Consider the following 10,555-nt stretch of genomic DNA (forward strand, 5'->3'; position numbering starts at 1 on the left):
GACGTGTCGCGGCCGGTCGACGGCCAGCTGCCCACCTTCCGCAATCCCGTCTGCCCCGGCGTGATCGGGCTGCCTGCGGAGCAGGGCTCGGTGATCGAGGCCCGGGTGCGCAAGGTTGCCAGGCATGTCGGGGTCAAGCTCGCCAAGGAGGGCTGCTCCCCGAACCTCAGGATCGTGGTGGTCGACGACAGCCAGACCTTCGTCTCCGAGCTGCACAAGCAGAAGCCGGAATTCTTCGGAGGGATGGAGCTCACCGAGATCGACCGGCTGCTCAAGGATCAGCGGCCGGCGCTGGCGTGGAATTCGGTCCAGCTGCAGAACGAGGACGGCAACGTCTACGCCTCCAACTCGGCGGGCCGCAGCTCGTTTGGCCGAATGAGCCAGAATCGGGTGAGCGCGGGCAACGACCAGGCTCAGGCGGCCGAGGGGATGCCGCGCGCCGGCGCCGGCACCGGCACGATGCGGGCGTCCTCGGCCTCGATCATCAAGCAGTCTACCCAGCAGGCAATCCTGCAATCCTATGTCGTGGTCGAGAGCGCGGCGGTGAACGGCAAGACGCCGATGCAGGTCGCCGATTATGCGACCATGCGGGCGCTTGCCGCGGTCCAGCCCCCGAAGGAGCCGGAGCAGGTCGAGACCATTCTCACCCTGTTCGAGGACGGCCGCGAGGCGCCGCCGAGCATTCGGGCGCCCGATGTCGCCTATCTGAAGGCGCTCTACAGCGCCTCCCCGACGCTCGGCAAAATGGCGCAGCTCAACCGCCTGACCAAGGCGGTGCTCGAGACTTCGCCCGAGGAGCCCGCCGGCGCCGGAAAGTGAGCGGCTCGTGGACGCGAAATACCGGCTAGCTCGACGTCGGGACTGAATAGAGGAGGGATTGAGGGATGTTCGCTCTGACGATTGCGCTGGCGCTTGCGGCACAGGCCGCGCCGCAGCCTGCAGGTTCCGACGACATCGTCGTCACCGGCGAGCGGCTGACCAGGGAGACGGCGCGCCGCTACGTGAACGACGTGTCGCGGCCGGTCGACGGCCAGCTGCCGACCTTTCGCAACCCGGTCTGTCCCGAGGTTATCGGGCTCGCCGCCGAGCAGGGCTCGGTGATCGTCGAGCGGGTCCGTAAGGTCGCCCAGCATGTCGGGGTGAAGCTCGCCAAGCCCGGCTGCGCGGCCAACCTGCGGATCGTCGTGGTTCCGGACAGCCAGGCTTTCGTCGCCGAGCTGCGCGAGCAGAAGCCGCATTTCTTCAGCGGCATGGAGCATAGCGAGATGGAACGGCTGATGAGCGACCAGCGCCCGGCGCTCGCCTGGAACGCCGTCCAGCTGCAGAATGAGGACGGCCACGTCTTCGCGTCGAACGGCGCCGGCCGCAATTCCTTCTCGCGCATGCCGCCCAATCGCGTCACCAGCGGCGACGCCAGCCAGGCGGCGGACATGCCCCGCGGCGGCTCGGCACCGGCACGCTGCGGACGCGGTCCTCCTCGATCATCAAGCAGACGACGCAGCAGGCGATCCTGCAATCCTACGTGATCGTCGAGACGGCGGCGGTGAACGGCAAGACGCCGATGCAGATCGCTGATTATGCGACGATGCGCGCGCTCGCCGCCGCCCAACCGCCCAAGGAGCCCGCGCAGGTCGAGACGATTCTCACCCTGTTCGAGGAAGGGCATGAGGCGCCGCCCAGCATCCGCGCGCCCGACGTCGCCTATCTGAAGGCGCTGTACAGCGCGTCGCCAACGCTGAACAAGATGGCGCAGCTCAACCGCCTGACCAAGGCGGTCCTGGAGACCTCGCCGGACGAGCCGCAAGCGGCGAAGTAGCGCGATCCGATCCGGGGGGCGGATGCGCGCCGGCGGGAGGATTCAGAACCTGCCGCTGGTGGCGCGCGCAAGCTCGATCGACCGAGCCTTGGCGTCGGCCATTCCGCCGGCGCCAAGCAGATAGATGGCGGTCCTGTTGCCCTTGCCGACATAGAGGCCGTAATCGGCGGTCCAGAAGGCGGAATCGCCGAGCCCGACAACCGGCTCCGGCGTTCCGCCGGCGTCCACCACGCCTTTGCGCAGGCTCGCGATATCGACCGGCTGGAGCGTCACGCTGACGTTTCCGGCGTCGGCGATCCGCTCGCCCTGATAGCCATATTGGCAGATATCGAGCCCTGCCGGGCCGCCGTCGTTCGGCAGGCGCTGCACCGCCCTGCCGAGCGCCTTCTCCGCATCGGCCGACGTCAGCACGTCGCAGGCGCGCGGCGCCGCCGTCTTCGCTGCCGCCTCGACTGGCTTTGTCGCAGCGTCGGACGACGCGGAATCTCCGCACGCCGTCAGGGCGAGGCAAAGCAGGAGCAGAGCCTCAAATCGCCGGAAACGCGCCATCTTCATCCTCCCCACAAGCGCGCTCCTCATAGCATCGGCGGCGGCGAGGGGACAGAAGCCGCTCGGGCCGCCACTGGCTCGCTCCGTCGCCTCGCTGTTGACGGCCGATCGGCGGCGCACCACCGTCCGCTCATGTCGCGGCTTGTCTCGCTGCTCCTCGCCTTGCTGCTGCTCGGCGGGTGCATCCCGAAATCCGAACGCCGGCCGGAGAAGGAGGCCAGGGTGCCCGCGGCCGCGACGTCGCGCGAGACGCTGCAATGCCACGCCAATCTCACCCGCGAGGGCGTGAAGTTCCGCGCGCTCCCGGATCAGGTCTTCGCCGGCGGCTGCTCGGCCCTCGGCGCGGTGCAGTTGCTCGACATCGGCACCCCGGTCACCAACCTCAAGGCGATGACCTGCCCGGTGGCGCGGCAGTTCGCCCGCTGGGTGCGGGAGGCGGTGCAGCCCGCCGCCGATGCCGCCTTCGGCCGCAGCGTGGTGCGGATCGAAAGCATGGGCACCTACAGCTGCCGGCCGGTCAACGGCCAGGCAGGAAAGCGCCTCAGCGAGCACGGCCGCGCCAATGCGGTCGACGTCGGCGCCTTCGTGCTCGCCGACGGAAGGCGGATCTCCGTTCTGCAGGGCTGGAACGGCGAGGATGAGAAGGTCCGCCGCTTCCTCCGCGACGTTCACGGCGCCGGCTGTCGCCGCTTCGGCATCGTCCTCGGCCCGGACGCCAACGCCTTTCATCGCGACCATCTGCATTTCGACATGGGCCGCGGCCCTTATTGTCGCTAACAAGCGCGGTCGCGGCAGGCCGGCGATTCGCTTGGCGCCGATATCATTCGGAAATCCCGAGACCTCGGTGATTCCCCCTTTCTTCAAAACGCTCTAAGGCACTGCCCATGACTGAGATCGTACCCCCGAAGCGCGTCTTTCCGCGCGCCCGCGAAGAAGCCCAGGTTGCCAATCAGCCGACGCCCGCCCCGCAGACCGGCGATGCCGCCTATCGGCTCGCCTTCCAGGACATGGACTTCCTGCTGCGCGAGGATCTGCGTCCCGTCCGCTTCCAGCTCGAGCTGCTGAAGCCGGAGCTGCTGCTCGACGAAGCGAAAATCGCTTCGACGTTCGTGATGTACGGCTCGGCCCGCATTCCGGAGCCGGAGAAGGCCGAGGCCATCCTCGCCGCCGCGGCGACCGATCACCAGCGCCTCGTCGCCCAGCGCCTCAAGGACAAATCGAAATATTATGACGAGGCCCGGCAGCTCGCGCGCTTGTGCAGCAAGGTCGACAAGGGTCCCGACGGCCAGCGGCACTTTGTCGTCTGCTCGGGCGGCGGTCCGTCGATCATGGAAGCGGCCAATCGCGGAGCCTGCGACGTCGGGGCGGAATCGATCGGCCTCAACATCGTGCTGCCCCACGAGCAGATGCCAAACCCGTACGTCACGCCGTCTTTGAGCTTCCAGTTTCACTATTTCGCGCTGAGGAAGATGCACTTCCTGCTTCGCGCCCGCGCGGTGGCGGTGTTCCCGGGCGGCTTCGGCACGTTCGACGAATTCTTCGAACTGCTCACCCTGATCCAGACCGGCAAGGTGAAGCCGCTGCCGATCATGCTGTTCGGACGCGAGTTCTGGGAGCGGGTCGTCGGTTTCGAGGCGCTCGCCGAGGAAGGCGTGATCGCCCCCAAGGATCTCGAGCTCTTCCACTTCGTGGAGACCGCCGAGGAAGCGTGGAAGTTCGTCTGCGACTATTACCACGCCCGCGAAATGCCGGTGGAGATGGCGAAATAGGATCGCCGCTGGCGAGACGCTCTCACCGGTCCGTTGCACATCATCGTTCGGGCTGATGATGGGCGTCTGGCCGCCGTCCGCGCGATGGCGGCGCCCCATCATTGTCGAAGCCTCTTCCTGCGCCTCTTCGGAAGACGATGAGGAACAGAAGGGGTGGGCTTCGACGGGCTCAGCCCGAACGATTCATTGGTTGTGATGCGCCGGGTCCGCCTGGGGGGCGGCAGCTCGCGGCTGACCATCCCGCCTGAGCATCGCTCTGCGTACGACACCGCGGGAACGGGTGACGGCCGCAGCCGTCACCCGTTCTGCCTTACTTCTTTTCCTGGCCCGCGCGGCCGTCGACGCTCGGCGCGCCGTCGCCGTGGACGTTGCTCTGGCCGCCCTTGGCGGTCGCAGCAGTCGCCTCGTTGAGCACCGGCTCGTTCTCGGCCTTGTCGCCGGCGGCCGGCTGGTCGGCGGCTTCCGCCGCGGCCTCGGCCGGGTTGCCGGCGGCGGCGACCGGCGCCGGAAGCGGCAGGTTGCTGCCCTGGGCGTTCAGCCAGGCGATCAGATTGGCGCGGTCCTCGGCCTTGCCGAGACCGGCGAAGGTCATCTTGGTGCCCGGGGCGAAGTCGCGCGGCGACTTCAGCCACTGGTTCATCTCCTCGAAGCCCCAGGTGCCACCGTGGCCGGACAGGGCCGGCGAGTACGCGAAGCCGGCGGCATGCTGGCCGATCGGCTTGCCCATCACGCCCCACAGGTTCGGGCCCGTGCCGTTCGGGCCGCCCGCGTTCGCGGTGTGGCAGGCGGTGCACTTCTTGAACACGGCCTCGCCCTTGGCGACGTCGGCGCTGGCGAGCAGGTTCGCGATCGGCTGCTCGGCCTCGCCGCCGCCCTCGCCGGTGTCGGCGCCGGTCACGCCCTCGATCGGATAGCCCATCTTCTCGGGCCGCTCGGCGTGGAACATCTCCGCCGTGACGATCGAAGCGCCGAGCGCGACGATGCCCGCGCCAAGCACCCAGCCCGCAATCGTGTTGTTGCGATTGTCCATTGCCGTGTTCAGACCTCTTGAGGGGCGCGCGCCCGGGGCGCGCAGGTGGGAAACTCGGCTGCCCCTTTAGGCGGCACCGCGCGACGGAGCAAGCGGCTCAACGCCGCTCTTGTTCGACCCAGTGGCGTAGCAGGCTGTGCGCGATGGCGAACCGGGGCGGGGCCAGGAAGGACGCGTCCGGAGCCCCCGCGAGCGCGGCGGCGACCTCCTCGCGGCTCGCCCAGAAGCCATGCTCGAGTTCGGTGAGATCGAGCGTGAGCTCGCTCGACAGCGCCTCGGCGACACAGGCCATCATCAATTGCCCCGGAAATGGCCAGGGCTGGCTGGCGACGTAGCGGACGTTGCGCACCTCGATGCCCGCTTCCTCCCTGATCTCCCGGGCGACCGCCTCCTCGACCGACTCGCCGGGCTCGACGAAGCCGGCGAGGGCCGAGTAGCGCCGCGGCGGATATTGCGGCTGCCGCGCGAGCAGCACCCGGCCCTCGTGCTCGGCGAGCATGATCACCACCGGATCGACCCGGGGAAAATGATCGGCGCCGCAGCCGCCGCAGCGACGCCCCCAGCCGCCGCGGAACGGCGCGGTCGCGGATCCGCAGGCGCCGCAGAACATGTGCCGCCCGTGCCAGCCGATCAGGCTTCGGGCGCCGCCCCACAGCGCCGCATCCTCGGCCGGCATGCTGCCGAGCAGGGCGAAGGCGTTGCCGCGCTGCAGGGGGTCACCGCGCACCAGCGGCGCAAACAGCGGAACGTCGCCGGCCAGGCCGAGGAAGATGCGCTCGCCTTCGCTCGCCACCGCCGTCCAGGCGAGCCGCCCGTCCGCGTCGACCACCGGGTCGAGGCCGTCGAGCTGCATCATCCGCGCGCCTTCGTGCGCGGCGAGCTCGGCCAGCCGCGCCTCGTCGAGCCGGAGGTTGTCGGCGCGATCTACGCGGGCGCCGGTGAAGCCGATCATGCCGCCTCCCTCCAGGCGCTGCCGCGGGCGGCCAGCCTGGCGAAGAGGGTCGGCAGGCCAGCCTCGTCGATCCGCTCGATCGGCCACCAGATGCCGTCGTCGCGCCGGTCCGATTCGGCGCAGAGCAGGCGCATCGTCAAAGCGAAATGGGTGAAGACGTGATCGACGCTCCCCGCCTCCCGCCAGGGCACTTCGGCCGGCGCGTCGTCGGTCGGTAGGGCCAGCATGCCGCCGAGCAGGCCCTGCTTCGGCCGCCGGACCAGCCGCACGTGCCCGTCATGCTCCAGCCAGTAAGCGACGCCCTCGCGCCGCGGCCGCGCGCGCTTCGGCGCCTTGACCGGGAAGCGCTCCTGCTCGCCCCGCGCGCGCGCCGCGCAGATCGCCGCGACGGGGCAGCGGCCGCAATCGGGGCTGCGCGGGGTGCAGATGCCGGAGCCGAGGTCCATCATCGCCTGCGCGAAATCGCCGGCGCCGTGCTCGGGCGTCAGTGCGTCGGTCAGTGCGTAGAGGCGCTCGCGCGCGCCGGGCAGCGCCTCCTCGACCGCGAACAGCCGCGAGACCACCCGCTCGACGTTCGCGTCGACCACCACTGCGCGCCGGCCGAAGGCGATCGCCGCGATCGCCGCGGCGGTGTAGCGGCCGACGCCGGGAAGGGCGCGAAGCGCGGCTTCGCTGTCCGGAAAGATGCCGTCGAGCTCGCCGGCCACCTTGCGTGCGCAGGCGACCAGATTGCGCGCTCGGGCGTAATAGCCAAGGCCCGCCCAGGCGGCCATCACATCCGCCTCGGGCGCTGCGGCGAGGTCCGCGACTTTGGGCCAGCGGCTGGTGAAGGCTTCGAAATAGGGACGAACGGCGGCGACGGTGGTCTGCTGAAGCATCACTTCGGACAGCCAGATGCGATAGGGATCGGGCCGCTCGCCCGCCTCCGCGCGCCAGGGAAGTCGCCTCTTATCCACAGCATACCAGCGGAGCAGGGCATTTGATGCATCGACGGGCATGGGCCGCCTATGCCATGCTCCGGGCCATGGGCAAACCGGGCGGGACAGCGAAAAAGCAGCAGGATGCGCCGCGCTCCAATCGCGCGCGCGCCGTATCGGAAATGCTGCCCGTCGTCGGCGGCGCGGCCTTCCGGCGTTTCGGCTTCGTCCAGTCGTCGGTGGTCAGCCGCTGGAAGGAGATCGTCGGCGATCGCTATGCCGGCGTCTCCTGCCCCGAATCGATCCGCTTCCCGCCTGGCCGCCGTTCGGGCGGGGTCCTGACCCTTGTAGTCGAGGGCGCGCACGCGCCGGTGATGCAGCATGTCGCGCCGGTGATCGTGGAACGGGTGAACCGCTTCTTCGGCTATGAGGCGGTCAGCCGGGTGCAGTTCAAGCAAGGCCTGGTTCAGGTCGCGCGCGCGAATGCGCGCACGTCTCCGCCGTCACTGAGGAACCTCAGGGCTCCGTCGGGGCAACCGGAGGCGGAGATACCCGCAGACGTCAGCGAATCGCTGCGCGAGATCGCGGATCCCGAGCTTCGCGCCTGCATGGAGGCGCTTGCGCGCGGCGTTGCGGCGAGTGAAGGGCAGGGCACGGGCGGGTTCACCGTCTCGATCCCCGTCGTGGGCAGGATTGGAGAGAGAAAGAAATGAAGGCATTCACCGGCAGCGCGGTTGCTGCCCTTGCACTGATGGTCGCGGGCTGCGGCGGCAATGATTCCGCCGGCAACGGCGCGGTCGCCGATCAGAATTTCCAGGTCGAGCAGGTCGCGGCGCCGAACGGCGGCGACTGGACCCAGATGGTGAGCGAGACGCCGCAGGGCGGCATGCTGATGGGCAATCCCAACGCGCGGGTGAAGCTGGTCGAGTTCGGCTCGATGACCTGCTCGCACTGCGCCGCCTTCGCCGAGGAGGGGGCACCCAATCTCATCGACAAATATGTGAAGTCGGGCCAGGTCAGCTTCGAGTTCCGGAACTTCATCCGCGATCCCGCCGATCTCGGCGCCGCGATCCTCGCCCGCTGCAACGGCCCGGCGGCCTTCTTCCCGCTGACCGAGCAGCTCTTCGCCGCGCAGGAGGAATGGCTCGGCCGCGCCCAGTCCTTGTCGGAGGCGCAGCAGCAGCAGCTCCAGGCTTCGGCCCAGCCGGCTTCGGCCTTCGCGCAGGCGCTCGGCCTCGATCAGTTCGTCCGCGCGCGCGGCGTGCCGGCCGCCAAGGCGCAGGCCTGCCTTGCCGATCAGGCGCAGGTTCAGCGGCTCGTCCAGGGCACCGACAGCGCCGGCAAGGAATATCAGATCTCGGGCACCCCGAGCTTCCTGATCAACAACAAGCTCGCCGAGGCCTCCGACTGGAAGGCGCTCGAGCCGCTGCTGCAGGCGGCGCTGCGGTAATGGCACGCGGTCTCCTCCTGGCCGCGGCGGCAGCGACCTGCCTCGCTGTTCCGGCGGAGGCCGCGCCCACGGCGAGGCCGGGGTCGGCGCGTCCCGCCCCAGCCCGCGACTGGACCAAGACCGTCGTTGTGACGCCGCAGGGCGGCTTCCGGATGGGCAACCCCGCAGCGCCCGTGAAGCTGGTCGAATATGGCTCGCTCACCTGCCCGCACTGTGCCCATTTCAGCACCACCGCGAGGGCGGCGCTGGAGGCGCGGGTGCGGACGGGTCGGCTGAGCTTCGAGTTCCGCAACTACATCCTCAACGGGACGGACGTCGCGGCCACCCTGATCTCGCGCTGCGCGCCGCCCGCAACCTACTTCCGGCTGACCGAGAGCCTCTACGCCACCCAGCCGCAATGGGTCGCTCGGATCGAGGGGATCACGATCGACGAGAAATTGAAGCTGAGCGCGCTTCCCGATGCCGAGATGTATGGCCGGATCGCCGACATCGCGGGATTGACGCAGCTCGCCGCATCCGCCGGGGTGGCGCCGCAGCGGGCCAAGGCCTGCCTCGCGGACAAGGCCGGCCTCGCCAGGATCGATGCGATGAACGCGGCGGCCGGAAAGCTCGGGGTTCACAGCACGCCAACCTTCTTCGTCAACGGCAGGATGATCCGCACCCAGGAATGGGCCGATCTCGAGCCGCTGATCAGGCAGGCGGGGGGCTAGGAGGAGCGGGATGCGCGCCGGGGGGCGGGGATGCAGATAAAGCGGCTGAAGCTCTCCGGCTTCAAGAGCTTCGTCGAGCCCGCCGAGCTGCGCATCGAGCCGGGGCTCACCGGCGTTGTCGGCCCCAACGGCTGCGGCAAGTCCAACGTGCTCGAGGCGATCCGCTGGGTGATGGGCGAGAGCTCCCCCAAGTCGATGCGCGGCTCGGGCATGGACGACGTCATCTTCGCCGGCACGGCCCAGCGTCCGGCCCGCGATTTCGCCGAGGTCACGATGCTGGTCGAGCGGCAGACCGAGGACGTCTCCGGCGACGTCGCCTTCGCGCCGGCGGGCGACGTCGAGATCACCCGGCGGATCGAGCGCGGCGCCGGCTCGGCCTATCGGGTCAACGGCCGCGATGTCCGCGCCAAGGACGTCGCCTTGCTGTTCGCCGATGCCGCGACCGGCGCGCATTCGCCGGCCCTGGTCAGCCAAGGCAAGATCAGCGCGATCATCGCCGCCAAGCCGACCGAGCGCCGTGCCATGCTGGAGGAGGCGGCGGGCATCTCCGGTCTCCACGTCCGCCGCAAGGATGCCGAGCAGAAGCTGCGGGCAGCGGAGGCGAACCTCACCCGGCTCGATGAGCTGATGGGCGACATGGAGAATCGTGTCGCCGCGCTGCGCCGCCAGGCCAAGGCGGCCGAGCGGTACCGCCGGCTGTCCGATCAGATCCGTGTCGCGGAAGCCCGGATGATCTTCTCGCGCTGGCGCGAGGCCGCGCAGGCCGCGGAGGCGGCGAAGAAGGAGGCCGACGAGGCCGTAGCCCGGGTCGATCGCGCCGCCGACGCGCAGCGCAACGCCGCCGCCTACCAGACCCAGGCCGCGCAGATCCTCGCCGATCGCCGCAAGGCCGCGCAGGCGGCGCGCGAGGCGGCGACCGCGCTCGGCCATCGCCTCGCCACGTTGCGCGCCGAGCGCGACATGGTCGCCCGGCGGATTCGCGAGCTCGCCGATCGCCGCACCAGCCTCGCCGCCGATCGGGTGCGCGAGGCAGCGCTCGCCGAGGATGCCAAGGCGGCGCTCGCCCGGCTCGCGCGGGAGGGGGAGGAGATCGCCGCCCGCCTCGCCGCGGCCGAGGCGGCGCGCGGCACGATCGACATCCGCACGGTCGAGCTCGAGGATGCGGCGCTCGCCGCCGAGGCCGAGCTCGGCAAGGCCCGCACCGTCCAGGCCGCCGAGCAGGCCGAGGCGCGGGTCGCCCAGGCCGCGCTCGATGCGGCCCGCGGCAAGCGCGCGCGCGCCGAGATCGAAGCGCAGCGGCTGGCCGAGCAGATGAAGGCGCTCGGCGACGAGCGGCCGTTGGTCGAGACCCTCCGGGCGGCA

General features: G+C 70.0%; 13 protein-coding genes. 9 read left to right on the forward strand and 4 right to left on the reverse strand.

Annotated features, from left to right (window positions below):
* The 3 genes from E2493_RS21420 to E2493_RS19835 all read left to right on the forward strand — a co-directional run.
* Positions 1-819: hypothetical protein (locus tag E2493_RS21420; RefSeq protein ID WP_167737650.1), on the forward strand; the 819-nt coding region annotated here is incomplete at its 5' end.
* Between the two features lie 65 nt (positions 820-884).
* Positions 885-1,526, forward strand: coding sequence for a hypothetical protein (locus tag E2493_RS19830; RefSeq protein ID WP_135090355.1), 642 nt, complete (start codon positions 885-887; stop codon positions 1,524-1,526).
* A complete protein-coding gene (locus tag E2493_RS19835; protein WP_135090357.1) occupies positions 1,523-1,816 on the forward strand; it encodes a hypothetical protein in 294 nt (97 codons plus the stop codon). The genes E2493_RS19830 and E2493_RS19835 overlap by 4 nt, the downstream gene beginning before the upstream one ends.
* Before the next feature lie 42 nt (positions 1,817-1,858).
* On the opposite strand, the gene E2493_RS19840 is transcribed toward E2493_RS19835, so the two are convergent.
* Positions 1,859-2,365: a hypothetical protein gene (locus tag E2493_RS19840; RefSeq protein ID WP_135090359.1), complete on the reverse strand. Its 507-nt coding sequence runs from the start codon at positions 2,363-2,365 to the stop codon at positions 1,859-1,861.
* A 132-nt stretch (positions 2,366-2,497) separates the two neighbouring features.
* Between E2493_RS19840 and E2493_RS19845 the strand changes: the two genes are divergently transcribed.
* Entirely contained in the window at positions 2,498-3,142 is a 645-nt protein-coding gene (locus tag E2493_RS19845) for an extensin family protein (RefSeq protein WP_135090361.1), read from the forward strand.
* A 107-nt stretch (positions 3,143-3,249) separates the two neighbouring features.
* Positions 3,250-4,134, forward strand: a complete 885-nt coding sequence (locus E2493_RS19850) for an LOG family protein (protein ID WP_135090363.1) — start codon at positions 3,250-3,252, stop codon at positions 4,132-4,134.
* Between the two features lie 310 nt (positions 4,135-4,444).
* Here the strand turns inward: E2493_RS19850 and E2493_RS19855 are convergent, their stop codons facing one another.
* The 3 genes from E2493_RS19855 to mutY all read right to left on the reverse strand — a co-directional run bounded on the left by E2493_RS19855 (position 4,445) and on the right by mutY (position 7,114).
* Positions 4,445-5,164 (reverse strand): c-type cytochrome, encoded by a 720-nt coding sequence (locus tag E2493_RS19855; RefSeq protein WP_135090365.1) that lies wholly within the window; start codon positions 5,162-5,164, stop codon positions 4,445-4,447.
* Positions 5,165-5,261: 97 nt separating this feature from the next.
* Positions 5,262-6,116 (reverse strand): NAD(+) diphosphatase, encoded by an 855-nt coding sequence (gene nudC / locus E2493_RS19860; protein WP_135090367.1) that lies wholly within the window; start codon positions 6,114-6,116, stop codon positions 5,262-5,264.
* Positions 6,113-7,114: an A/G-specific adenine glycosylase gene (mutY, locus tag E2493_RS19865; RefSeq protein ID WP_135090369.1), complete on the reverse strand. Its 1,002-nt coding sequence runs from the start codon at positions 7,112-7,114 to the stop codon at positions 6,113-6,115. Before mutY ends, nudC begins: the two co-directional genes overlap by 4 nt.
* A 14-nt stretch (positions 7,115-7,128) precedes the next feature.
* Between mutY and E2493_RS19870 the strand changes: the two genes are divergently transcribed.
* From E2493_RS19870 to E2493_RS19885, 4 genes are all read left to right on the forward strand, one after another.
* On the forward strand, positions 7,129-7,746 hold the full coding sequence (locus E2493_RS19870) for a DUF721 domain-containing protein (protein WP_404828343.1): 618 nt from the start codon (positions 7,129-7,131) through the stop codon (positions 7,744-7,746).
* Positions 7,743-8,483, forward strand: a complete 741-nt coding sequence (locus E2493_RS19875) for a DsbA family protein (RefSeq protein ID WP_135090371.1) — start codon at positions 7,743-7,745, stop codon at positions 8,481-8,483. Before E2493_RS19870 ends, E2493_RS19875 begins: the two co-directional genes overlap by 4 nt.
* On the forward strand, positions 8,483-9,193 hold the full coding sequence (locus E2493_RS19880; protein ID WP_135090373.1) for a DsbA family protein: 711 nt from the start codon (positions 8,483-8,485) through the stop codon (positions 9,191-9,193). Before E2493_RS19875 ends, E2493_RS19880 begins: the two co-directional genes overlap by 1 nt.
* A gap of 30 nt (positions 9,194-9,223) precedes the next feature.
* A partial coding sequence (locus E2493_RS19885; protein ID WP_167737651.1) for an AAA family ATPase occupies positions 9,224-10,555 on the forward strand: 1,332 nt, incomplete at its 3' end.

The sequence above is a fragment of the Sphingomonas parva (ex Maeng et al. 2020) genome, assembly GCF_004564275.1.
Classification (GTDB): domain Bacteria; phylum Pseudomonadota; class Alphaproteobacteria; order Sphingomonadales; family Sphingomonadaceae; genus Allosphingosinicella; species Allosphingosinicella parva.